Below are 24,188 nucleotides of genomic sequence, written 5' to 3'. Positions count from 1 at the left end.
AAGCACAGCGCTGTGTACCGCGGTGCGACAAGGGATTTTGCGGGTCGATCGCGCCTCGGATCACGCTCCGTGTGGGCAAGCTCACCATTGGGGCCGGGTCGATGTGCCGTGTCGGCAGTCCCTAAACTCGGCTTGTTTCAAGGAGGGAGCCTCAATCGTGCGCAAGGTGCTCATCGCCAACCGTGGCGAAATCGCTGTCCGCGTTGCCCGGGCCTGCCGGGACGCCGGAATCGCGAGCGTGGCCGTCTACGCCGACCCGGACCGGGACGCTCTGCACGTCCGGGCCGCGGATGAGGCGTTCGCCCTGGGCGGTGACACTCCCGCGGCCAGCTATCTGGACATCGAGAAAGTGCTCAACGCGGCGCGCGAGGCGGATGCCGACGCGATCCACCCCGGCTACGGCTTCCTCTCGGAGAACGCCGAGTTCGCGCAGGCGGTGCTGGACGCCGGTCTGATCTGGATCGGCCCGCCCCCGCAGGCCATCCGCGACCTCGGCGACAAGGTCGCCGCCCGGCACATCGCGCAGCGCGCGGGCGCGCCCCTGGTGGCCGGCACGCCGGACCCGGTGTCCGGGGCCGACGAGGTCGTCGCGTTCGCCCGGGAACACGGCCTGCCCATCGCCATCAAGGCGGCGTTCGGCGGCGGCGGCCGCGGCCTGAAGGTCGCCCGCACCCTCGACGAGGTACCGGAGCTGTACGAGTCCGCGGTGCGCGAGGCCGTGGCCGCCTTCGGGCGCGGCGAGTGCTTCGTGGAGCGCTACCTGGACAAGCCGCGGCACGTGGAGACCCAGTGCCTGGCCGACAGCCACGGCAACGTGGTCGTCGTCTCCACCCGTGACTGCTCCCTCCAGCGGCGCCACCAGAAGCTCGTCGAGGAGGCCCCGGCGCCGTTCCTGACGAAGAAGCAGGTCGCCGAGCTGTACCGGTCCTCGAAGGCCATCCTCAAGGAGGCCGGCTACGTCGGCGCGGGCACCGTCGAGTTCCTCGTCGGGGCCGACGGCACGATCTCCTTCCTGGAGGTCAACACCCGGCTCCAGGTCGAACACCCGGTCACCGAGGAGGTCGCCGGCATCGACCTGGTGCGCGAGATGTTCCGCATCGCCGACGGCGAGGCGCTCGGCTACGACGACCCGAAACTGCGCGGTCACTCGATCGAGTTCCGTATCAACGGCGAGGACCCGGGCCGGGGCTTCCTCCCGGCGCCCGGTACGGTCACGCGGTTCGACCCGCCGACCGGCCCCGGTGTCCGGCTGGACGCGGGCGTGGAGTCCGGCTCCGTGATCGGCCCCGCCTGGGACTCCCTGCTGGCCAAGCTGATCGTCACCGGCCGCACCCGCGCCGAGGCGCTGCAGCGGGCCGCCCGTGCCCTGGAGGAGTTCCAGGTCGAGGGCATGGCGACGGCCATCCCGTTCCACCGCGCGGTGGTGAAGGACCCGGCGTTCACACCCGAACTGAACGGCTCCAACAAGCCGTTCACGGTCCACACCCGCTGGATCGAGACCGAGTTCGTCAACGAGATCAAGCCCTTCGCCGCCCCCTCCGACACGGAGGCGGACGAGGAGTCGGGCCGTGAGACGGTCGTCGTCGAGGTCGGCGGCAAGCGCCTGGAGGTCTCCCTGCCGGCCTCGCTGGGCATGACCCTGGCCCGCACCGGCCTCGCCGCGGGCGCCAAGCCCAAGCGCCGGGCCGCCAAGAAGTCCGGCCCGGTCGCCTCCGGCGACACGCTCGCCTCCCCGATGCAGGGCACCATCGTCAAGGTGGCCGTGGAGGAGGGGCAGGAGGTCAAGGAGGGCGACCTGGTCGTCGTCCTGGAGGCCATGAAGATGGAGCAGCCCCTCAACGCCCACAAGGCGGGCACCATCAAGGGGCTGTCCGCCGAGGTCGGCGGTTCCATCACCTCGGGCGCGGCGATCTGCGAGATCAAGGACTGACACCCCCGCACCCTCACGCGTAGGGAGAGCGCCCGGTGGACCGGAGACACGGTCCGCCGGGCGCTCGCCGTCTGCGTACCGTATGTCCGTGTCCGCCGTGCGTCCGTGCGTCCTCCGCGCGGAGCCCGGGTGCGCCGCCCGGGGAATGGCATCCTGGAACCCGGCGCGGCGGGCGTACGGGCAGGGGCAGGTGGGAGCGATGACGGCGGGCGTGACCTCGCACGAGGAGGCACCGGAGCAGATCCGGCGGGAAGCCCGCGGACCGGCTGCCGGCTCCTGCGGGCCCGCCCGCGCCATGCGGGCGGACGCGCGCCGCAACCACGAACGGCTGCTGGCCGAGGCCCGCGCCGCGTTCGCCGCGCACGGTACGGACGCCTCGCTGGAGGACGTGGCCCGGCGGGCGGGCGTCGGCATCGGCACGCTGTACCGCCATTTCCCCCACCGCCAGGATCTGATGAGCGCGGTGTTCGAGGACGCGGTGGGCGCTCTGCTGGCCAGGTCGCACGAGTTGCTGCGCGCGGACGAGCCGTGTGCGGCGCTGGTGACCTGGCTGCGCGCGGTGGTGGCCCACGCGGGCGAGTACCGCGGTCTCGCGCGGGCGCTGATGGCGGTGTCGTACGACCGGGGCGGCGAGGGATCCGCCCTGGCCCGGTGCAGCGGCCCGATCCGGGAGGCGGGCGGCGCGCTGCTGGCCCGCGCCCAGGAGTCCGGCGCGGTCCGTCCCGGCGTCGCGATCGGCGACCTGCTCCAGCTCACCCACGCGATCGCGCTCGCCGCGGAGGAGACCCCGGACGACCCCGAACTGGCGGACCGCCTGCTGCGGCTGACACTGCGTGGGCTGAAGCCGTAGGCAGGAAGCCCGCCCGGACAGCGGGCCCCGGTCCCACGGTGGCCGCCGTACCCACCCCTGCCCGGCCCCGTCAGCGGCGTCGCAGGTCCGCCACGCGGGGGCGGTCCGGGGCGCCCTGGGACGGGTCGCCGAGGGCCGCGGCCGAGCGGAGGCCGCCTGCCGGCGCAGCGCCGCGGCGGGGGCCCGGGAGCGGCAGGTCCCGGCGCTGCTGGCGCGCCGGGGCGTGGTCACCCCCCGGGTTCCCGGCCGCCCCGGCCACGGTGATCTGCACCCCCTGGTCGGCGAGGGCCTGGAGTTCGGTGGCGGCGCGGTCGTCGTGGGCGGGCGGGTCGTCCGTGACGAGGCGGGTGACGAGATCGGTCGGCACGGTCTGGAACATGGTGTCGGCGCCGAGCTTGGTGTGGTCGGCGAGGACGACGACCTCGGCGGCCGCGTGGACCAGGGCGCGGTCGACGGACGCGGACAGCATGTTGGACGTGGAGAGCCCGCGCTCGGCGGTCAGTCCGCTCCCGGACAGGAAGGCCTTGGACACCCTGAGCCCGTGGAGGGACTGCTCGGCGCCCGAGCCGACCAGCGCGTAGTTGGAGCCACGCAGGGTGCCGCCGGTCATCACGACCTCGACGCGGTTGGCGTGGGCCAGCGCCTGGGCCACCAGCAGGGAGTTGGTGACGACGGTCAGACCGGGCACCCGGGCCAGCCGGCGGGCCAGTTCCTGGGTGGTCGTCCCGGCACCGACGACGATGGCCTCGCCCTCTTCGACGAGGCCCGCGGCGAGGTCCGCGATGGCGGTCTTCTCGGCGGTCGCGAGATGGGACTTCTGGGGGAAGCCCGACTCCCGGGTGAAACCGCCCGGGAGCACCGCACCGCCGTGCCGGCGGTCGAGGAGTCCTTCTGCCTCCAGCGCCCGCACGTCCCGTCGTACGGTCACTTCTGAGGTCTGGACGACACGGGCGAGCTCACGGAGCGACACGGCTCCGTTCGCTCGCACCATTTCGAGGATCAATTGGCGACGTTCTGCAGCGAACACGAAACTGACAGTAACCCCAACGACCGTCTGCTTTCAGAGCTTTCCGCCGAATAGCAGAAGTTGTTCGCACCGGGCATCGGGTAGTGGTATAGGACGTTTCGTCGCCCCCCGGGCACGGGACGGGCCGGTCCTCCTCAGAACTCCCCGGCCGTCTTGCGGGTGTGGAGCTGGCGGGCGACCTCGGCGATCGAACCCGACAGGGACGGGTACACGGTGAACGCGTTCGCGATCTGTTCGACCGTCAGATTGTTGTCGACGGCGATCGAGATCGGATGGATGAGTTCCGAGGCGCGCGGTGCGACGACCACACCGCCGACGACGATGCCGGTGCCCGGCCGGCAGAAGATCTTGACGAAGCCGTCGCGGATGCCCTGCATCTTGGCGCGCGGGTTGCGCAGCAGCGGCAGCTTGACGCAGCGGGCCTCCATCTTCCCGGAGTCGACGTCGGCCTGGGTGCAGCCGACGGTGGCGATCTCGGGGTCGGTGAAGACGTTGGAGGAGACGGTCCTGAGGTTCAGCGGGGCCACCGCGTCGCCGAGGAAGTGGTACATCGCGATACGCCCCTGCATGGCGGCGACGGACGCCAAGGCGAAGACACCGGTCACGTCACCGGCGGCGTAGACACCGGGCGCGGTGGTGCGGGACACCTTGTCGGTCCAGATGTGACCCGAGTCGCGCACCTTGACCCCGGCCTCCTCCAGTCCGAGGCCCGCGCTGTTCGGGATGGCGCCGACGGCCATCAGGCAGTGGGTGCCGCTGATGACACGGCCGTCGGCGAGGGCGACCTCCACCCGGTCGCCGACCCGCTTGGCGGCGGCGGCGCGGGAGCGGGCCATGACGTTCATGCCGCGGCGGCGGAAGACGTCCTCGAGGACGGCGGCGGCGTCCGGGTCCTCGCCGGGCAGCACCCGGTCGCGGGAGGAGACCAGGGTGACACGGGAGCCGAGGGCCTGGTAGGCACCGGCGAACTCGGCGCCGGTGACACCGGAACCGACCACGATGAGCTCCTCGGGGAGCTCGGTGAGGTCGTAGACCTGGGTCCAGTTCAGGATGCGCTCGCCGTCGGGCTGCGCGTCGGGCAGTTCGCGCGGGTGACCGCCGGTGGCGATGAGGACGGCGTCGGCGGTGAGGGTCTCCTCGCCGCCGTCGGCGACGGTGACGACGACCTTGCGGGAGCCGTCGAGGGCCTGCATGCCCTCCAGCCGGCCCCGGCCGCGCATCACCCGGGCACCGGCGCGGGTGACGGAGGCGGTGATGTCGTGCGACTGGGCGAGCGCGAGCCGCTTGACCCTCCGGTTGACCTTGCCGAGGTCCACACCGACCACCCGGGCCGCCTGCTCCAGGGGCGGGGTGTCGTCGGCGACGATGATGCCGAGCTCCTCGTAGGAGGAGTCGAACGTGGTCATCACCTCGGCCGTGGCGATGAGCGTCTTGGACGGCACGCAGTCGGTCAGCACCGACGCGCCGCCCAGGCCGTCGCTGTCGACGACGGTCACCTCCGCGCCGAGCTGCGCGGCGACCAGCGCCGCTTCATATCCGCCGGGTCCGCCACCGATGATCACGATCCGAGTCACGTACCCCATTGTCCCGCACCCAACAAGGGACCACTGTCCCGGGGGGCGGGGGCGGTGCGGTTCCGTTACACGGGGTCGAGCGGGGCGGGTGGGGAGCGCCCGGGTGGGCGGGGGCTTGCCCGGTGGGCGGGGAACGGCCGGTCGGCGGGAAGCGGCCCGGTGGGCGGGAGCATGCCCAGCGGGCGGGGAACGGCCGGTCGGCGGGAACGCCCGGTGGGCGGGGAGCTGCCCGGCGAGCGAGGAACGGCCGGTCCGCGGGAACGCCCGGTGGGCGCGAACCTGCCCGGTCGGCGGGAAGCGGCCCGGTGGGCGGAAGCTTGCCCGGTGGGCGAGGAACGGCCGGTCCGCGAGAACGCCCGGTGGGCGGGGAACGGCCGGTCCGCGGGAGCGCCCCGGTCGGTGGGGCGTGTCTCGGGGTTCTTCGCCTCGCCGCTCCTTCCCGTTCCCGCCCCCGGGGCTGTGCCCCCGGGACCCCTTGTCGGCCCTTCGGGCCTTGTCCTCGGGTGCCGGACGGACGCGTTGTTTCCGGGACCGGAGTTACGGGTGTGCGTGCTGTCGTACTCTCGGTCCATGTCGCTCTACGCCGCCTACGCGGGCAACCTCGACGCGCGGCTGATGTCCCGCCGCGCACCGCACTCCCCGCTGCGCGCCACCGGCTGGCTGAACGGCTGGCGGCTGACCTTCGGGGGCGAGCACATGGGGTGGGAGGGCGCGCTCGCCACGGTCGTGGAGGAGCCCGGCGCGCAGGTCTTCGTCGCGCTCTACGACATCGCCCCCATGGACGAGGAGTCACTCGACCGGTGGGTCGGCGTCGGGATGGACATCTACCGCCGGCTACGGGTGCGGGTGCACACCCTGGAGGGTGAGGAAGCCGCCTGGCTGTACGTCCTCGACGGCTACGAGGGCGGCCTGCCCTCGGCACGCTATCTCGGGGAGATCGCCGACGCGGCCGAGTCCGCGGGCGCACCGCACGACTACGTGATGGAACTCCGCAAGCGCCCCTGCTGAACCCTCCGCGCCCCCTTTGGCCGGAAACGACAAGACAACGATCGCCAATGCGTGAGCGTCAGCATCTACGCGCGTAGGCCCGGACCGGCTACCCTCGACCGCGTGAACGCATCTCTTCTTCCGGACGACCTCCAGGGCGACCCCCACGCCGCCGCCGGCGCCGCCGCCGCACACCTGCGCGAACTCACCGGTGCCGAGACCCACGACGTCGCCCTGGTGATGGGCTCCGGCTGGGCGCCGGCCGTCGACGCCCTGGGCGTGCCCGACGCCGAGTTCCTGGTCACCGAGCTGCCCGGCTTCCCGCCGCCGGTCGTCGAGGGGCACGGCGGCACGATCCGCTCGTACACCATCGGCGAGAAGCGCGCCCTGGTCTTCCTCGGCCGTACGCACTACTACGAGGGCCGGGGCGTCGCGGCTGTGGCGCACGGGGTGCGTACGGCGGTCGCCGCGGGGTGCAAGACCATCGTGCTGACCAACGGCTGCGGCGGGCTGCGCGAGGGCATGCGGCCGGGCCAGCCGGTGCTGATCAGCGACCACATCAACCTCACGGCGACGTCACCGATCGTCGGGGCGAACTTCGTCGACCTGACGGATCTGTACTCGCCGCGGCTGCGGACCCTGTGCAAGGAGATCGACCCGAGCCTGGAGGAGGGCGTGTACGCCCAGTTCCCCGGGCCGCACTACGAGACCCCGGCCGAGATCAGGATGGCCCGGGTGATCGGGGCGGACCTGGTGGGCATGTCCACGGTGCTGGAGGCGATCGCCGCGCGGGAGGCCGGGGCGGAGGTGCTGGGGATCTCCCTCGTCACCAACCTCGCCGCGGGGATGACGGGCGAGCCCCTGAACCACGAGGAGGTCCTCCAGGCGGGCCGCGACTCGGCGACGCGGATGGGCGCCCTGCTGGAACAGGTACTGCGCCGGCTCTAGCGGCCCGCCCTGCTTCCCGGGGCTCCGCCCCGGCCCCCGCCCCCTTCCCACCCACCCGGCTCCGCCCCTCACAGCCCGTCCCGGGGCACCCCCTCCGGGGGAGTCCGAGGACGAGACCCGTCCAAGGGCCGACAGGGGTCCGGGGGCGCAGCCCCCCGGGGACGGGAACGGGAAGGGGCGGCGGGGGCGACATCCACACCGCACCACCACCCCGCGGCCGGCCACACCGCGTACCAGAGAGGCTGAACCCCGTGCACGACCACCTGCTCGCCCGCGCAAAGGCATGGCTCGCCGAGGACCCCGACCCGGACACCCGGGAGGAACTCGCCCGCCTCATCGACACCGCGGACACCGCCGAACTGACCGCCCGCTTCTCCGGCACCCTCCAGTTCGGCACCGCCGGCCTCCGCGGCGAACTCGGCGCCGGGCCGCAGCGGATGAACCGCGCCGTCGTGATCCGCGCCGCCGCCGGCCTCGCCGCGTACCTCAAGACGCACGGCCAGGGCGACGGCCTCGTCGTCATCGGCTACGACGCCCGCCACAAGTCCGCCGACTTCGCCCGCGACACCGCCGCGGTGATGACCGGCGCCGGGCTGCGCGCGGCCGTCCTGCCCCGCCCCCTCCCCACCCCCGTCCTGGCCTTCGCCATCAGGCACCTGGGCGCGGTCGCCGGGGTGGAGGTCACCGCGAGCCACAACCCGCCCCGCGACAACGGCTACAAGGTGTACCTGGGCGACGGCTCGCAGATCGTGCCGCCGGCGGACGCGGAGATCGCCGCCGAGATCGCCGCGATCGAGAGCCTGCGCGACGTGCCCCGCCCGGACGGCGGCTGGGAGATCCTCGACGACTCCGTCCTCGACGCCTACCTGGCCCGTACGGACGCCGTCCTCTCCCCCGGCTCCCCGCGCACCGCCCGCACGGTCTACACGGCGATGCACGGCGTCGGCAAGGACGTCCTGCTGGCCGCGTTCGCCCGCGCGGGCTTCCCGGCCCCCGAACTGGTCGCCGAACAGGCCGAGCCCGACCCGGACTTCCCGACCGTCGCCTTCCCCAACCCGGAGGAGCCCGGCGCGATGGACCTGGCGTTCGCCAGGGCCCGTGAGACCGGGCCGGACCTGATCGTCGCCAACGACCCCGACGCCGACCGCTGTGCCGCCGCCGTCGAGGACACCGGCGGCTGGCGCATGCTGCGCGGCGACGAGGTCGGCTCGCTGCTCGCCGCGCACCTCGTCGCGCGCGGCGCCACCGGCACGTTCGCCGAGTCGATCGTGTCGTCGTCGCTGCTGGGCCGGATCGCGGAGAAGGCGAAGCTGCCGTACGAGGAGACCCTGACCGGGTTCAAGTGGATCGCCCGGGCGGAGGGGCTGCGGTACGGGTACGAGGAGGCGCTCGGCTACTGCGTCGACCCCGCCGGTGTCCGCGACAAGGACGGCATCACGGCCGCGCTGCTGATCACGGAGCTGGCGAGCGAGCTGAAGGAGCAGGGCCGTACGCTGCTCGACCTGCTCGACGACCTCGCCGTCGAGCACGGTCTGCACGCCACCGACCAGCTGGCGGTGCGGGTCGAGGACCTGACGGTCATCACGGACGCGATGCGCCGCCTGCGCGAGCGGCCTCCGGCCGAGCTCGCCGGGCTGGCCGTGACCCGCGCCGAGGACCTCACCCTGGGCACGGAGTCGCTGCCGCCGACCGACGGCCTGCGCTACACCCTGGAGGGCGCCCGCGTCGTCGTACGCCCCAGCGGCACCGAGCCCAAGCTGAAGTGCTACCTGGAGGTCGTCGTCCCGGTCGACGGCCACGCCGCCCTCCCGGCGGCCCGCGCCAGGGCGACGGAACTGCTGGCCGCGATCAAGCGGGATCTGTCGGCGGCGGCCGGGATCTGACCCCCGGCCGGGCGCCCCGGACACCGGGGCGCCCCGTCAGCCGAAGCGGCCGTTCACGTAGTCCGCGGTGCGTTCGTCACGCGGCGAGCCGAACATCGCGTCCGTGTCACCGTGTTCGACGATCACGCCGGGGGTGCCCTGGGCGGCGAGGAAGAAGGCGCAGGTGTCGGAGACCCGGGCGGCCTGCTGCATGTTGTGGGTGACGATCACGATGGTGACCTCGGACCTGAGTTCCGCGATGGTCTCCTCGATGCGCCGGGTGGACGTCGGGTCGAGGGCCGAGCAGGGTTCGTCCATCAGCAGGACCCGGGGCCGTACCGCCAACGACCTTGCGATGCAGAGGCGTTGCTGCTGGCCGCCGGAGAGCGCGCCGCCGGGCTGGCGGAGCCGGTCCTTGACCTCGTTCCACAGGCCCGCCTTGACGAGGCACTCCTCGACCACGTCGTCCCTGCCGTCCCGGGTGACCTTCATGCCGTTGAGCTTCAGGCCGGAGACCACGTTGTCGTAGAGGGACATCGCCGGGAACGGGTTGGGTTTCTGGAAGACCATGCCGATCTCCCGGCGGGCGCGGGTGATCCGGCGGCCCCGGTCGTAGATGTCGTCCTCGTCGAGCAGGACGCGTCCGGCGAGCGCGGCGGACGGGATCAGCTCGTGCATCCGGTTGAGGATGCGCAGGAAGGTCGACTTGCCGCAGCCGGACGGCCCGATGAGCGCGGTGACCTGCCGGGCGGGCATGGTGAGCGAGACCCGGTCCAGGACCTTGTGGTCGCCGAACCAGGCGGAGATCTCCTCGGCCCGGAGGGTCGCGGGACCGTCCGCGCCTCCCCCCGCTGCCGGGCCGCCGGCGGCCGTTCTCGGCAGGACGACGGTGTCGGAAAGATCGGGTGACGACGGCATCGGGCATCAACTTCCCTAAAAAACAGATCGGTTGGGGTCGGCTCGGCGGTCAGAGCAGGTTGGGGAGCAGGCGGGTCAGCGAGGTCGCGACCGACAGGCCGAGGGCGGTGAGGACCGGGACCGCGCAGATCCAGGTCTGCCAGCGGCCCCAGCCGCGGTACGTCCACACCGTCACCAGGGCCGCGAGGAGCAGCGCCTGCGACCAGAGGAACACCGCGAGCCAGGCGTCGTTCTCGGTGCCCATGGCCTCCTCGGCCGGGGTGATCCAGCCGCTGCGCAGCAGCCTGGGCGGGCTGGGCTGCACCGGGGTGATCAGGCGGGCGTCGACGCGGAGCACACCCGAGGGGGTGTACGGGCCGCCGGTCGCCGTGATCAGGGTCAGCCGCCCCTGGTCGCCGGTGAGGGGGGCGGGCAGCCGGTCGCCGGCACGGCGGATGCCGGTGACCTCGTAGACCGACGTGCCCTGGCCGGTGGTGAGTTCGACGCGGCTGCCGACGGGGAGATCGCCGAGCCGCGCGAACGGGCTGCCGTAGCCCCACTGCCGGCCCATGACGACGCTGGTGCCCGCCTGGCCGGGCAGCGGGGTGTCGCGGCGGTGGCCAGGGCCCGACATCAGGATCCCGGAGGTGGTGCCCTCACCGACGACCTTGCGCAGGTGCAGCGCGGGGATGTGCAGCAGAGCGACCGGGGCGCCGGGGGCGAGCGGCTTGCCGTCGTAGGTGCGCTGGCCCACGGGGGCGGTGCCCAGGGCGAGTTGCCGGCGCAGCTCGGCGTACCGCACGCGCTGGTCGCGGGCCTGCTGGAGATGGCCGACGAGGGTGAGGTTCGCGGCGAAGCCGAGCAGGACGGCGGCCAGGACGCACACCACCGCGCCGCCGAGGGCGAGTCCGGGCCGCGCGGGCGGCCGTGGCCGGGCGGACGGCGGGGCGGGGGGTACGGCGGCCGCCGGCGGTGCCGGGGGCGGCGGGGCGAGCACGGACACGGTGGGTGCGCTCCTCGGGAGGGGAAGAGGGGGTGACGGCTGCGGCACCGGGGCGGGCGCGGTACCCGCCCCGGGCCGTGGCGCGGCCCGCGGCCGCAGGGGGCTACGGCGTCACAGGTGCCGTCCCTCGCCGCCGAACAGGTCGGCGAAGGTCAGCAGGCCCTTGCGGCGGACGTGGAGGACGAGGGCCGCGCCCGCGCACACCAGGGCGAGGCCGCCGAGGCCGAGGACGCCGACCTGGACGCCGGTGGAGGCCATCGAGCCGCCCCCGCCGCCGGAGCCGCTGCCGCCGCCGCTGCCCGAGCCGCCGGAGCCGCTGTCGCCGCCGCCCGTGCCCGCGCTGTCGCCCGAACTGGGGTTCGGGGAAAGGCTCGAGCCGCCGACGGTGAACGCGAAGTCGACGCTGTGGCCGCCGGTGGAGTCCTCGGCGAGGGTGAGCACATGGGCGCCGCCGGTGAGGGCGTCCGGCACGGTGAAGGCGTAGTCGGTGACGGTGCCGTCGGAGTCGGCGGTCGCGTCGTCGAACGTGGCGTCGCTGTCGGCGAGGGTGACCTTGACGGTGGCGTCGGCCGCGTAGCCGCGCGCGGTGACCAGCACCTTCTGACCCGGCGTCAGATCGGGGTCGGCGCCGAGGGTGTTGCCGTCCTCGTCGGTCACCGTGAGGTCCGGGTCGGCGGAGTCGGTCGGCGAGGCGCTGTCGGTGGGCGACGCGGAGTCGGTGGGGCTCGCGGAGCCGCTCGGGGTGACCGAGTCCGAGGGGGTCGGGCTGGGGCTGGGGCTGCTCGGCGCGGTGATCTGCAGGCCCAGGGTGTCCTGGCTGGTGCCGTAGGCCTCGGCGTCGGCGGGGGTGAAGGCGGCGAAGTAGTAGTAGGCGCCCGCGGTCGCCGGTGCCGTGGTGGTCAGTACCGCCCGGCCGCCGGAGACGTCCACCGCGCCGAGCGGGGTGCGCTCACCGTCCGCGGTCGCCGCGGAGGAGAAGCTGACCGAACCCGCCGCGGCGGACGGGGTCAGGGTGGCGGTGAGGGTCAGGGAGCCGCCGGTCGTGGTGGCGGTGCCGGTGAGGTCGAGGCTGGTCGGCTGGGCCTGGACCAGGGACCAGGTGTCGCCGCTGACCTGGATGGTGGTCAGGAACGCGGTGGCCGCCGTACCGCCGCCGCAGGCCAGGGCGAGGGTGTACTTGCCGTCGAGGGAGCCGTCGGGGACGTAGGCGCGCAGCCGGGTCTCCAGCGACGGGTTGCCGGTGCTGCCCGTGAGCGGGACGGTGAACGGCGCCGTGGTGGAGATGGTGTCCCCGGCCGAGGTCTTGGCCAGCTGGAGGGCGGCCGTGGTGCTGCCGGGCTTGAGCAGCCACAGGTACATCGCGGTGGCGTTGCTGCTCGCCGGGCAGGGTCCGTCGGTGGTGGCGGAGGTGACGGCCAGCGGGGCGTCGGCGATCTTCCCGGTGGCCGGGGTGAGCGTGAACTTGCCCGTGGAGGTGAAGGCGCTGGCCCGGCCCGCGAACGCGAGCACGCCCGCGAGGGCGCCCAGCAGCAGGGCGCAGCACATCAGCAGGGACACGGGTGATCTCAGCGGTGCCGCGCGGTTCGTCGGGTGGTGCGCGGGGTGGTGAGCGGGCTGGTGCACCGGGTGGTTCATGTGGCGGTCCCCCCAGGGATCGTGGTCGGGCTCCCCGGACGGCAGAGGTCCGCGGAGCGGAGGAACGGGGATGGATGCGGGTACGCCGCGGGGCCGGGCACCCGTGGGGTGCCCGGCCGGTGTGCGGTGGCGGGTACGGCGGTCAGCGCTCGCCCTTGAGGGTCGTGGCGCCGCAGTTGGAGATCGCGCCGAAGCCGTAGAGCTCGATGGTGGCGGTGTCGGAGCAGACGCCGGAGGAGGCACCGACGAAGGTCGGCGCGATGACGGCGTCGGTCAGCTTGGCGGTCGGGACGACGTCGTAGACGTCACGGGCGTAGGGGAAGGAGACGTTCAGCGTGCCGTCCGCGTTGACGGGGGCGACGCCGTTGACCTTGCCGAGGACGGTGGCGCCGTGCCGGTCGGTGACCACGCCGCCGGTCTGCGCGATGTACTGCGCGACGGAGTACGGCGCGATGTTGCCGGCGGCGGTCAGCTCGACGCCGTTGTGCTCCTGCATGGTGCCGACGCAGGAGCCGACCTCGCTGGCGGCGACGCCGATCTGGGCGAGGAAGAAGGTGCGGGTGCCGGAGTTGGCCTGGGGCAGCAGCGGCGCCAGGGTGACGCCGTCGAGGGTGGTGGTCTGGCACTTGTAGACGGCGGCGAGCTGGGCCGTGGTGAGGTCCAGGTTGCTGTTCAGCGCGCTGTCCGAGCGGACGGCGACGGTCACCGCGTCCTTGGCGAACGGGATCCACGTCAGGTCGTTGGTGGTGGTGTCGGCCGGGCCGCGCGAGGAACGCGCGAAGTCCAGGCAGCCGGTGTTGTTGTCGACGGCGTTGCGCAGGGCGTCGATGCCCGCGGAGGAGCCGTCGGGGCGGTTGATGACACAGCCGGTGTCGCGCGTCTGGATCGTCGCGCTGCCGGTGGCGTTGTAGGAGGCGATGGTGCCGCCGCCGTCGACCGACTCGCTCAGGCCGTTCACGACGTCCTGGGTGGTGTCGGAGCCGACGCCGGCGAGCAGCCGGTGGCTGCCGTCCGCCGGGTCCGCGACGGCCGGTGCGGCCAGGGCACCGACGGCGAGGGCGGCGACGCTGATCACGGCACCGAGGCGTGCACGGGACTTGACGTTCACGATTTCTCCTCCGGGGAATAACGGGCCGCGCTCCGGGAAAGGGGGGCGCGGAATTCGGCCGGCCGTGGAAGACAATTCCGTACGGCGGCCGCTCCCGGCCACCACATTCCGCCGCCCATCACGTTAAGAGAACATTTCCAAGGGGACACCTAGGGAATTCCCCGGCGGGTAGCGGTTCTCCCCGGAGCCATTTCGCTGGGCACGGCTCCGGGGAATTGCGCCCGCCGGTCAGCTCATCCGGTGTCCCCCGCGCCTGCCGGCGAACCGGTGGTGCCGCGCGGACGTGCCGAGAACCGCAGCATCACCGGCCCCGCCAGCGCCGCCGCGCCGCCCGCGAGCAGTACCCCGAGCAGCACCCAGCGCAGTACGCCGAGCACCTCCGCGGGTGTGACACCGCCGGCGGAGGCGGTGTTCACCCGGGCCGGGCCGGCCGGGGTGGTGGAGGGGTGGGCGGAGCCGGGGGCGCCGGGGTGGGCCGCCGGGGTCGCGCCCCCGGTGCCGCCGCCAAAGCCGCCCGCACCGGCACCGGCACCGCCGCTGCCGCCGTCCCCGGCCGCCGCGCCGCCGGTCCCGCCGCCGGAGGAGGAGCCTCCGCTGCCGGAGCCCGCGGTGTCGCCGGGGCCGGTGGAGGCGGTGGTGCCGCGTTCCAGGGTGTCGGCCACCTGCTCGGCACGGGTGCGCCAGGCGGCGGGCAGCGGGGCGTAGCCGACCGGGAGTTCGCCCCGGTCGGTGCCCTGGGTCTGTCCGGCGCCGGCCGCGTAGCGGATGAGGCGGGCGTAGTCCTGGCGGGCGTCCTTCGGCTGGTCGAGGGAGGCGGCGGCGTAGACGGGGACGGTCAGCGGGTAGGCGCCGTCCTTGGCCTTGCCGGGCGCGGGTGCCTTGACGCCGGCGACGGCGGAGTCGGGCATCTGGGCGGCGGCCTCGAGAAGCGCGGCGGCGGTGGGTTTCACGTACTCGCCGTCCGCGTTCTTCAGGGCGGCGACATCGAGCTGGTAGCGGTCGGCGGAGGCGGCGTCGGTGATCGAGTACGCCTTGCGCTGTCCGGCGCCGAGGGTCTCGCCGACCAGCGCGGGCGGGTTGTCGCCGCTGATCTGGAAGACGCCGCCGGTGTTGCCACGTCGGGTCCTGAGCGCGCCGGCGTGCATGTCCTGGACGTACGGCCCGAGGTCGATGACGTCGTAGGAGAGGCTGCCGTAGGAGCCGGTCAGCTCGGTGGTGGTGGGATCGGTCTTGGGGAAGTCGGTGCGGGTGGTGTCGGTCGCCAGGTTCAGTTCCTTGAAATAGGGGTTCACCTTGGCGCCCCAGGGGTCCGCGACACCGTTCAGGAAATTCCTGGCGTCGGTGTCGGACTGGAGATAGTTCCACACCACGCGGTTCACATCGGAATTGTCCGAGGTCACCATGACGGGCAGCGGTGCGTCGGAGACGGCGGCGCCCTTGAACTGCGGATTGAGCGCCAGGAATTCCGGGTCCACGGTGATGGACTGCGGATTTCCCTTGAGGTGGTCGGGGACCGTCATACCGGCGGAGTTGATCAGCCGTACGTCACGGACGTAGGACTCGGTGAGCATCTTGGCGAGCAGTCGGGGGTTCAGTCTCAGGCCGGTCATCTTGCCGCCGAGTCCCTTGATCTCCCAGAAGAAACCCACGGCGAGGCCGCCGAGCACCACGGGCGCGTGCACCACGGGCGCGGCGCCGTCCGGCGGCCGCACGGGGTCCACGGTGAACGCCAGGCCCGGGGAGGACCCGGTGGGCCGGGTGATCTGTTCGCGGGCGTGCTCCTCGCCGCTCTGGGTGAAGGTGAAGCGGCTGCCGCCGCCCTCGCACAGCACGGACTGCCACGAGGTGATGGCGTCGGTGACCATCTCGGAGCCGATCACCCGGCGTTCGGTCTTGTCCGCCGTGCAGTTGTCGCCGACGGGCAGGAAGTCCAGCCGGAACACCAGCCGCCCGTTCCAGTTGGACTGGCTGAGCGCCGAGGTGCGCAGGGCGCCGTCGGTGGGGGCGCTGCCGTCGGGGTCGTGCGTGCCGCGCGGGATCACCACCAGCCAGCAGGGCTGTACGGCACCGCCCGCGGTGGTGCGGGCGCCGCAGCCGAGGTGGGGCGACTCGCGCGAGGACTTCACCTCGAAGGCCGCCTCGCCGCCGCCGGCGGTGTCGTCCGGCGCCCAGGACACGGAGTTGGTGTCCTCGGGCCCGAAGTACGTGTGGTCGTACGGTGTGGTGGTCGGGTCGCCCTCCACGGGCCTGAACGGCACGAACGGGTTGGTGCCGCCGCTGTCGTCGGTGTACCGGGTCTCCAGCGGGTCGGAGCCCTTGGGGAGGGTGCGCAGGCCCTCCTGGAAGGTGGTCGCCCCGGCCTCGGTGCCGAACTCGCACTGGTCGCGGTCGGGTCCGGCGGTCGCGTCGTCGCCCCAGCACTGCATGATCTGGAGGAAGTCGAGGTGCCGGCCGCCCGCGACGTCGCCGGGCGCGCCGCCGGTCCAGGTGACCTTCACGCCCTGGCCGCGCAGGTTCTTCGTCTGGTGGACGGTGACCTTGAGCTTCGAGAAGTCGTCGTAGGGGCCCTTGGTGCCGGTCTCGGTGACCGCGGAGTCGTCGGCGGTGGCCGCGCGGGCCTCCTGGGGCAGGGGGAAGAGGCCGACGATCACCGCGGCGAGCAGGGCGCCGACACCGGCCACGAGGCGGGCGCGGGGGGTGCGGGAGGTACGGAGGCGTGCGGCCCCGGGGCCGGTGGTGCGGAGGCCCGGGGTGCGGGATCCCCGCGGGGATCTGCGCGGTACGTCTCTGCCGGTGGTCCTCATGCCGCACCGTCCCGGCGCCGGGTGCGGGCCGCCAGGGCGCGGGCGGCGAGCGGCGGCCCGACGACCACACCGAGCAGCAGCAGGGCGGACAGCGCCATGAGGGCGCCGCGCAGTCCGAACGAGGAGCCGTAGCCGACGTTCACCGGGTTCGCGGCGACGGAGGTGTCCCCGCTGCCGCTGCCGTCCCCGACGGCCTCACCGGTGTCCGGGTCGATGCTCTGGCCACCCGTACCGCCGCCGGAGTCCTGTGCGCCCGGTGTGCCGTCACCGGTGCCGCCGGTGCCGCCCGAGGACCCGGACGTGCCCGACGAGCCGGCCGATGTGCCGCTGCCCGAGCCTCCGTTGCTCCCCGCACCGCCCGAACCGCCGCCGGACGACGAGGTGGAGGACGAGCCGCCCTGGGCCGCCGGCTTGACCGGGGTGTTCTGCTGCGCGCCCGCGGTGCCGTCGGAGCACTGCGTGGAGCCCTGCTTGTCGCAGGACTTGGGATAAGGAGCGTTCTTGATGAGGGTGTTGACGCCGCCGGAGAAGGTGGGATTGCGGCAGTTGTTGATGTCGATCGCGGCGGTGGGCGCGCCCGGGACCCGTTTGATCTGGTCGAACCCGGCCTGCACCAGGTTCTTCGGCAGCGGTGAGTAGCCGAGTTCCTCGGCCTGTTGCTGGCCGTCGCACAGGAAGTAGCGGGCGAACGTGCCGAGGGAGAGGCCCTTGGCGGTGGTCATCGGGTTCTTGTCGCCGCCGACGGAGGTCGGCAGGATCATGTAGCTGTAGCTGGAGAGCGGGTAGGTCCGGCGGTCGCCGTTGCCGTAGACGCCGTCGAGGATCTGGGTCAGATAGCTCGACGAGTTCTTGTCCTGGTTGATCTGCGCGCCGGTCAGGGCGACGGCGACGCTGGAGGCGGTGGGCTCCACGTAGTAGCCGGACCTGTTGAGCATCTTGGCCACCGGGAAGCCGGTCTTGATGGCGTAGGAGTACTCGACGTAGGTGATCGCGCCCTCGGCCTGCGGCTGCCGTACGAAGCCGGACACGCCCAGCGAGCCGGACTTGGCGATCATCGAGGACCCGCCGAGCACCGGGTAGTAGGAGGTCATGCCGCAGGCGCTGCCGCGCCCGGTGCGGTTGCAGTAGTCCTTCCACAGCGCGCCCTGCTCCTTGGCGAGCCAGGTGGTGAACTGCGCGGTCGTGCCCGAGCCGTCGGAGCGCACCACCGGGACGATACGGCGGGCCGGGAGGGTGAGACCGGGGTTGTCGGCGCGGATCTCCGCCGCGTTCCACATGGTCACCCTGCCGGTGAAGATCTTGGCGAGGGAGTCGCCGGACAGCCGCAGATTGGTGACCTGCTTGCCGCTGATCTTGAGGTTGTACATGAACGCCGTGCCGCCGGCCACGATCGGCATGTAGGCGTAGCCGCGGGACGGCGGCGCGTCGGTGACGCCCTGCTCGGTGAGGCCGTAGGGGATCTCGGAGACCGCGAAGTCGACGACGCCGTTCTTGAACTGCTCGCGGCCCTGTGAGGAGCCGTTGGCGGTGAAGTTGACGGTCAGTCCGATGTTCGCGGAGATGTTGCGGCGCCACTGGTCGAGCGCGTTGGAGCTCCAGGTCGACCCGGAGCCGGTGATCTTCGTGTACGACACCGCGCGGGCGGCGGGCGGATGGACGGCGAGCAGCGCGGTGAGCAGCGCCAGGACCGTCGCCCCCAGGCGGAAGGCGGTTGCGGGTCTCACGGGGAACTCCTTGTATACGTACGGGTGTCGAGCGTGGGGGCGGGTCAGGCGGAGGGCGGCTGCGGGGGCGGGGCGGTGGGCCGGGACGGGGCGGGCCGGTCGGCGGGCCGGCGGCTGGCCCGGGCGGCGAAGCGCCGGGCGTCCCGGTGCGAGGCGGTCACCCGGCGGTGTTCCTGACGTCGGGTCAGATGGCCGGGCCCACGTCCGCCGACGATCCGGGCGGCGACGAACAGCAGCAGCACCAGCCCCATCAGCGTGGCCGCGGTACCGAAACCGCGGGCGATCATGGCGGGTTCGGGCGACTTGACGAACTCGAAGGTGGCCAGCGGCAGGGAGACCATCGGGCCGGAGGTCGGGTCGGCGTTCAGCTCGGCGGTGAAGCCCGCGGTGAGCAGGACCGGCGAGGTCTCGCCGATGCCGCGCGCGGTGCCGAGGATGACCGCGGTGGTCAGCCCGGAGCGGGCGGTGGGCAGCACCACGTGCCAGACGGTGCGCCAGCGGGAGGTGCCCATGGCGTACGACGCCTCGCGCAGGATGCCGGGCACCAGCCGGATGACGACGTCGGCGGCACGGATGATGATCGGCAGCATCATCACCGACAGGGCGAGCGCGGCGGCGAAGCCGGAGCGGTCGGCGCCGAGGCCGAGGATGACGGTCGCGTAGATGAACAGGCCCGCCACGATGGACGGCAGCGCGGTCATCGCCTCGACGACGGTCCGCACGAAGCGGGCGAAGCGGCCGGGGACCTCGTTGAGGAAGACCGCGCAGACCATTCCGGCGGGCACGGTGACGACGAGCGCGATGGTGATCTGTATGAGGGTGCCGGTGATCGCGTGCAGGATGCCGCCGGCGCTCAGCGGCTCCAGCGGTCCGGCCAGCCGCATGTCCTGGGTGAAGAAGTTCAGGTGCGGGAGTGCCTTGCGGCCCTCCCACAGCGCGAACACCACGACGAACACCAGCACCGCGACCATCAGCAGACCGAGCGAGGCGACCACGGCCGCCGCGATCCGGTCGGCGACCGCCGGTCCGTCCTCGTCGAGGGAGACGACCAGGGCGTAGAGCACGAGGAACAGCACGTAGGCCACGACGGTGAAGCCGACCGCGCCGTCGAAGGGCAGCAGCCGGGTGAAGATCACCCAGGTCAGGGCGAGCGCGGCGAGGGCGGCGCCGACGACGGCGTGGACATCGCTCGCGCGCAGTTGCCGCAGGGCGCGCCGCCGTTCCCCGCCTGGCCCGGCGGGGCGCCGGAGGGGCAGCGCGGTGCGCGGCGGCGCGGGGTCGGCCGGGGCTGGAGCGGCCGGTGAGGCGTCGGGGAACCGGGGCGCGAGGGTCATGCGCGCTGTCTCCTCGGGGCGCGGCGGGGCGCCGTAGGCGGAGCTGACGGGATCGGGGTCATGGGAGGGGACGCCCTCATGCCTCGCTGGCCGCGCCGGAACGGCTGCGGGCGACGATGGAGGAGGCGGCGAAGTTGACGACGAGGGTCATCACGAACAGGGCGAACCCGGCTGCCATCAGCGCGGACATGCCGAACTCGGTGGCCTCGCCGTAGCGCAGGGCGATGAGGGAGGAGACGGAGCTGGTGCCGGACTGGAGGACGTGCCACTGCACGGTGAAGACCTGCGAGATGACCATGTAGACGGCGATGGTCTCGCCGAGCGCGCGGCCGAGGCCGAGCATGGTCCCGCCGATCATGCCGCCCTTGCCGAAGGGCAGGACGACGCTGCGGATCATGCCCCAGCGGGTGGCGCCGAGCGCGTAGGCGCCCTCCCGTTCCCCGGCCGGTGCTTGGGAGAAGACCTCGCGCATGATCGAGCAGATGATCGGCGCGACCATCATGGCGACGACGAGGCCGGCGATGAAGGTGGACGAGGTGTAGACGGTCTCGGGCGCGAGCGGGTCGTGCGGGTCGGCGCCGTCGACGCGGAAGAGGGGGATCCAGCCGAAGTAGGCGGCGATGAAGCGGGCGGTGGGCAGCACCTTGCCCTCCAGGAAGAACACCCCCCACAGCCCGTAGACCACGGACGGCACGGCGGCCATGAGGTCGACGACGCTGATCAGCGTCCGCCGCAGCCGGGGCGGCGCGTACTCGGAGATGTAGAGGGCGGCGCCGGTCGCCAGCGGCACGGCGACACCGACCGCGACCAGCGCGATGAGCACGGTGCCGACCAGGACCGCGGCGATCCCGAAGTGCCCGGCGTCGGGCTCCCAGCCGGCCGTGGTCAAAAACGACCAGCCCGCCCGGTCCAGCGCCTGCCAGGCCCTGACCAGCAGAAAGCCGCCGACCAGCAGCATGACGGCGAGCACGAGCCCGCCGCCGCCGCGGGCGACGGCACGGAAGACACGGTCCGGGATCCCGGGGTCCGCGTACAGCCGTCTGGGCACGTCGTCGGCCGGGTCGCCGCCCTGCGCGGCCAGGGTCCGTCTCGTGGAGGTGAACACCTGACCGACGCTGCGGGCCCGACGTTGACGTGCACATCCCGAAGCGTGAACGAGGGGTGCCCTACGGACGACTTCCGGCACCGCACCGAGCGCACACCTCACCCACAACTCGGCTCACCCGAGCTGGAGTTGCTGCTGCTTGCGGGCTAATCGCCCCACAGTTCCGGCCCGGCGGAACCCAGTTCGGGAAGCAGCGCACGGAACCGGTCATAGGAGGCCCGGCACGTCGCGTGCCGCTCGTACGTGCGCGCGGCACCCGCCTGATGCCGGCCCGAGGCGTCCCACACGGCCCACACCCAGCCGCCGCCGTCACTGCTGTGCTGCACGCCGCCGCCCGTCTCGGCATGGTGCGCACACAGCCGCAGGAACGCGGCACGGCACCGGGCATGGGTGTCGTACAAGGTCAGCGACACGGCGACGGACCGCCCGTTGGGCGCGACGAGCCGCCAGCCGAACCTCCCCTGCCCGTCGATGTCCACCTGGCATCTCATGCCCATCGCCGCGACAGGTCTCGCCGCCCCGCCTAACCGGTCCATGTCCCCACCCCCGCCGCCCCTTAGAAGAGTAAAAACCGCAGGTACGACGTTGGAGACGGCAGCAGTAATCTACTGACGACCCGGCGCCCGCGACCGGACAAACCTGACCGCCCCCACCACGCTTCATCCCGAAGTAGCCCCTTGGCAACGCGTAGGCCACATCGGAGAAAGCGCTCACTCCGGCGCTCACTCCGGCTCCCGCTCCCGCCGATGAGCCCCCGGGCTGTGGACGTCGCGGGAATTTTTTCGCGACCGGCGGGTCTGCGGGCCGGGACGCGACGTCTCGGACGACGTCGTGGACGTTGTGCTCGATCAGGTCCGACGCGTGCCGGGCGACAGTGCGGTGGTCGGCGCCGTCGTGAAGGACGGCCGGCCCGTGATGGGCCGTCGTGGCTCAACGTCCTTGGTCGGCAAGGGCTGTTGTGAGGAGGCGGGAGCCGCGGCCCCCTCCGGGCGCGGAGGGAGGGGGCCGCGGCTCTCGTGCGGTTGTGGGCGGGTCAGTACGACGAGCCCGAGGCGCCCAGGGAGCCTGTGGGGTGCCAGACCGTCTTGGTCTCCAGGAACGCCTTCAGGCGGGCCAGGTCGGGAACCGGGGACCAGTTGTCCACAGGCTGTGGACGGAAGACCCGCTTCAGGTTGTCCGCCGCCGCGATCTCCAGTTCCGTCGCCAGGGACTCGTCCGCGCCGGTCACGTCGATCGCGTTGACGTCCTGGTGGGCGGCCAGGGGGGTGGCCAGTTCGGCGGTGCGGCCGGAGAGGAGGTTGACCACTCCGGAGGGGAGGTCGGAGGTGGCCAGGACCTCGCCCAGGGAGAGGGCGGGGAGCGGGGACCTCTCGCTCGCGATCACGACGGCCGTGCTGCCGGTGGCGATCACCGGGGCGACGACGGAGACCAGGCCCAGGAACGAGGAGTTCTGAGGGGCCAGGACCGCCACCACGCCGGTCGGTTCCGGGGTGGAGAGGTTGAAGTACGGGCCCGCCACCGGGTTCGCGGCGCCGAGGATCTGCGTGATCTTGTCCGTCCAGCCCGCGTACCAGACCCAGCGGTCGATCGCCGCGTCGACCTGGGCCGCAGCCTCGGACTTCGACAGGCCCTCCGCATCACGCACTTCGCGGACGAACTGCTCCCGGCGGCCCTCCAGCATCTCGGCGACGCGGTAGAGGATCTGGCCCCGGTTGTACGCCGTGGCGCCGGACCAGCCGCCGAACGCCTTGCGGGCCGCGACGACCGCGTCCCGGGCGTCCTTACGGGACGAAAGAGGCGCGTTCGCCAGCCAGTTGCCCTTCGTGTCCGTCACCTCGTACACCCGGCCGCTCTCGGAACGCGGGAACTTCCCGCCGACGTACAGCTTGTAGGTCTTGAAGACGGACAGCCGCTCCACCGGTTCGAGCTTCCCGGTCGTCCCGGTCTTCTCCGCCTTCTCGGTCTTGTCAGACATCGAGGTACGCCTCCAGGCCGTGGCGGCCGCCCTCGCGGCCGTAGCCCGACTCCTTGTAACCGCCGAAGGGCGACGCCGGGTCGAACTTGTTGAACGTGTTGGACCAGATCACGCCCGCGCGGAGCTTGTTCGCCACCGCCAGGATGCGGGAGCCCTTCTCCGTCCAGACGCCCGCCGACAGGCCGTACGGCGTGTTGTTGGCCTTGGCGACCGCCTCGTCCGGGGTGCGGAAGGTGAGGACCGACAGCACCGGGCCGAAGATCTCGTCGTGCGCGACGGTGTGCGCCTGCGTGACGTTCGTGAAGAGCGTCGGGGCGAACCAGTATCCGGCGGAGGGGAGTTCGCAGGGCGCCGACCAGCGTTCCGCGCCCTCCGCCTCGCCCCGCTCCACCATCGCGGCGATACGGGCCAGCTGGGCCGCCGAGTTGATCGCGCCGATGTCGGTGTTCTTGTCGAGCGGGTCGCCGAGGCGGAGGGTGGACAGGCGGCGCTTGAGGGCGGCCAGCAGCTCCTCCTCGATCGACTCCTGCACCAGCAGCCGGCTGCCCGCGCAGCACACCTGGCCCTGGTTGAAGAAGATGCCGTTGACGATGCCCTCGACCGCCTGGTCGACCGGCGCGTCGTCGAACACGATGTTCGCGCCCTTGCCGCCCAGTTCGAGCAGCAGCTTCTTGCCCGTGCCCGCCACCGACCGGGCGATCGTCCTGCCGACGCCCGTGGAACCGGTGAACGCGACCGTGTCGACGTCCGCGTGCCCGATCAGCGCGGCGCCCGCGTCGCCGTAGCCGGGAAGGATGTTGACGACACCCTTCGGCAGGCCCGCCTGGCGGCAGATGTCCGCGAAGAAGAGGGCGGAGAGGGGGGTCGTCTCGGCGGGCTTGAGGACCACCGTGTTGCCGGTCGCGAGGGCCGGGGCGATCTTCCACGCCAGCATCAGGAGCGGGAAGTTCCAGGGGATGACCTGGGCGGCCACACCGCGCGGGCGCGGGTCGGCGCCGAAGCCCGCGTGCTCCAGCTTGTCCGCCCAGCCGGCGTGGTAGAAGAAGTGCGCGGCGACCAGCGGGAGATCGACGTCGCGCGTCTCCCTGATCGGCTTGCCGTTGTCCAGCGTCTCCAGCACGGCCAGTTCGCGGCTGCGCTCCTGGACGATCCGCGCGATGCGGAACAGGTACTTCGCGCGCTCGGAGCCCGGCAGCGCCGACCAGCCGGTGAATGCCCGGCGGGCCGCCCGCACGGCGCGGTCGACGTCCGCCTCGCCCGCCTGGGCGACCTCGGACAGCACCTCCTCGGTGCCGGGGCTCACGGTCTTGAAGACCTTGCCGTCGGCCGCCTCGGCGAACTCGCCGTCGATGAAGAGGCCGTAGGACGCGGCGATGTCGACGACGGAGCGGGACTCGGGCGCGGGTGCGTATTCAAAGGCCATGG

18 protein-coding genes are annotated in these 24,188 nt (G+C 72.8%); 5 read left to right on the top strand and 13 right to left on the bottom strand.

Going from position 1 to position 24,188, the window contains the following annotated elements; translation table 11 throughout:
- Nucleotides 1–157: 157 nt before the first annotated feature.
- Nucleotides 158–1,930 carry a biotin carboxylase N-terminal domain-containing protein gene (locus ABZ862_RS04800; protein ID WP_360952234.1) on the top strand — a complete coding sequence of 591 codons (1,773 nt, stop codon included), beginning with the start codon at nucleotides 158–160 and terminating at the stop codon, nucleotides 1,928–1,930.
- A 295-nt stretch (nucleotides 1,931–2,225) separates the two neighbouring features.
- The gene (locus ABZ862_RS04795; RefSeq protein ID WP_360953083.1) at nucleotides 2,226–2,780 is read left to right on the top strand and encodes a helix-turn-helix domain-containing protein; all 555 of its coding nucleotides are present in this window, start codon (nucleotides 2,226–2,228) and stop codon (nucleotides 2,778–2,780) included.
- Nucleotides 2,781–2,850: 70 nt separating this feature from the next.
- On the opposite strand, the gene ABZ862_RS04790 is transcribed toward ABZ862_RS04795, so the two are convergent.
- Nucleotides 2,851–3,807: a DeoR/GlpR family DNA-binding transcription regulator gene (locus tag ABZ862_RS04790; RefSeq protein ID WP_360952231.1), complete on the bottom strand. Its 957-nt coding sequence runs from the start codon at nucleotides 3,805–3,807 to the stop codon at nucleotides 2,851–2,853.
- A 134-nt stretch (nucleotides 3,808–3,941) separates the two neighbouring features.
- Entirely contained in the window at nucleotides 3,942–5,390 is a 1,449-nt protein-coding gene (locus ABZ862_RS04785; protein WP_360952228.1) for an NAD(P)H-quinone dehydrogenase, read from the bottom strand.
- Nucleotides 5,391–5,951: 561 nt separating this feature from the next.
- On the opposite strand from ABZ862_RS04785, the gene ABZ862_RS04780 reads away from it, so the two are divergent.
- The 3 genes from ABZ862_RS04780 to ABZ862_RS04770 all read left to right on the top strand — a co-directional run bounded on the left by ABZ862_RS04780 (nucleotide 5,952) and on the right by ABZ862_RS04770 (nucleotide 9,199).
- Nucleotides 5,952–6,389: a gamma-glutamylcyclotransferase gene (locus ABZ862_RS04780; protein WP_360952225.1), complete on the top strand. Its 438-nt coding sequence runs from the start codon at nucleotides 5,952–5,954 to the stop codon at nucleotides 6,387–6,389.
- A gap of 102 nt (nucleotides 6,390–6,491) precedes the next feature.
- Nucleotides 6,492–7,316, top strand: coding sequence for a purine-nucleoside phosphorylase (locus ABZ862_RS04775; RefSeq protein WP_360952222.1), 825 nt, complete (start codon nucleotides 6,492–6,494; stop codon nucleotides 7,314–7,316).
- Nucleotides 7,317–7,567: 251 nt separating this feature from the next.
- On the top strand, nucleotides 7,568–9,199 hold the full coding sequence (locus tag ABZ862_RS04770) for a phospho-sugar mutase (protein ID WP_360952219.1): 1,632 nt from the start codon (nucleotides 7,568–7,570) through the stop codon (nucleotides 9,197–9,199).
- A gap of 36 nt (nucleotides 9,200–9,235) precedes the next feature.
- On the opposite strand, the gene ABZ862_RS04765 is transcribed toward ABZ862_RS04770, so the two are convergent.
- From ABZ862_RS04765 to ABZ862_RS04715, 11 genes are all read right to left on the bottom strand, one after another.
- Nucleotides 9,236–10,096: a phosphate ABC transporter ATP-binding protein gene (locus ABZ862_RS04765; RefSeq protein ID WP_360952216.1), complete on the bottom strand. Its 861-nt coding sequence runs from the start codon at nucleotides 10,094–10,096 to the stop codon at nucleotides 9,236–9,238.
- Between the two features lie 49 nt (nucleotides 10,097–10,145).
- Nucleotides 10,146–11,078, bottom strand: coding sequence for a class E sortase (locus ABZ862_RS04760; RefSeq protein WP_360952213.1), 933 nt, complete (start codon nucleotides 11,076–11,078; stop codon nucleotides 10,146–10,148).
- Nucleotides 11,079–11,189: 111 nt separating this feature from the next.
- A complete protein-coding gene (locus tag ABZ862_RS04755; RefSeq protein WP_360952210.1) occupies nucleotides 11,190–12,713 on the bottom strand; it encodes a hypothetical protein in 1,524 nt (507 codons plus the stop codon).
- Between the two features lie 142 nt (nucleotides 12,714–12,855).
- Nucleotides 12,856–13,821, bottom strand: coding sequence for a hypothetical protein (locus tag ABZ862_RS04750; RefSeq protein WP_360952207.1), 966 nt, complete (start codon nucleotides 13,819–13,821; stop codon nucleotides 12,856–12,858).
- 233 nt (nucleotides 13,822–14,054) lie between these two features.
- The gene (locus ABZ862_RS04745) at nucleotides 14,055–16,625 is read right to left on the bottom strand and encodes a hypothetical protein (RefSeq protein ID WP_360952204.1); all 2,571 of its coding nucleotides are present in this window, start codon (nucleotides 16,623–16,625) and stop codon (nucleotides 14,055–14,057) included.
- The gene (gene pstS, locus ABZ862_RS04740; RefSeq protein ID WP_360952201.1) at nucleotides 16,622–18,349 is read right to left on the bottom strand and encodes a phosphate ABC transporter substrate-binding protein PstS; all 1,728 of its coding nucleotides are present in this window, start codon (nucleotides 18,347–18,349) and stop codon (nucleotides 16,622–16,624) included. Before pstS ends, ABZ862_RS04745 begins: the two co-directional genes overlap by 4 nt.
- A 44-nt stretch (nucleotides 18,350–18,393) precedes the next feature.
- Nucleotides 18,394–19,683, bottom strand: coding sequence for a phosphate ABC transporter permease PstA (gene pstA / locus ABZ862_RS04735; RefSeq protein ID WP_360952198.1), 1,290 nt, complete (start codon nucleotides 19,681–19,683; stop codon nucleotides 18,394–18,396).
- 76 nt (nucleotides 19,684–19,759) lie between these two features.
- Nucleotides 19,760–20,788 (bottom strand): phosphate ABC transporter permease subunit PstC, encoded by a 1,029-nt coding sequence (gene pstC / locus ABZ862_RS04730; protein WP_360952195.1) that lies wholly within the window; start codon nucleotides 20,786–20,788, stop codon nucleotides 19,760–19,762.
- 146 nt (nucleotides 20,789–20,934) lie between these two features.
- Nucleotides 20,935–21,279, bottom strand: coding sequence for a hypothetical protein (locus tag ABZ862_RS04725; protein WP_360952192.1), 345 nt, complete (start codon nucleotides 21,277–21,279; stop codon nucleotides 20,935–20,937).
- 542 nt (nucleotides 21,280–21,821) lie between these two features.
- Nucleotides 21,822–22,763: an aldehyde dehydrogenase family protein gene (locus ABZ862_RS04720; RefSeq protein WP_360952189.1), complete on the bottom strand. Its 942-nt coding sequence runs from the start codon at nucleotides 22,761–22,763 to the stop codon at nucleotides 21,822–21,824.
- Entirely contained in the window at nucleotides 22,756–24,186 is a 1,431-nt protein-coding gene (locus ABZ862_RS04715) for an aldehyde dehydrogenase family protein (RefSeq protein WP_360952186.1), read from the bottom strand. Before ABZ862_RS04715 ends, ABZ862_RS04720 begins: the two co-directional genes overlap by 8 nt.
- Nucleotides 24,187–24,188: the final 2 nt, after the last annotated feature.

Source organism: Streptomyces sp. NPDC047000 (genome assembly GCF_040644295.1).
In the GTDB taxonomy this organism is placed as follows: Bacteria; Actinomycetota; Actinomycetes; order Streptomycetales; family Streptomycetaceae; genus Streptomyces.
The sequence above is the reverse complement of the archived record's forward strand: the minus strand, read 5'-3'. Positions and strand labels throughout refer to the sequence as shown.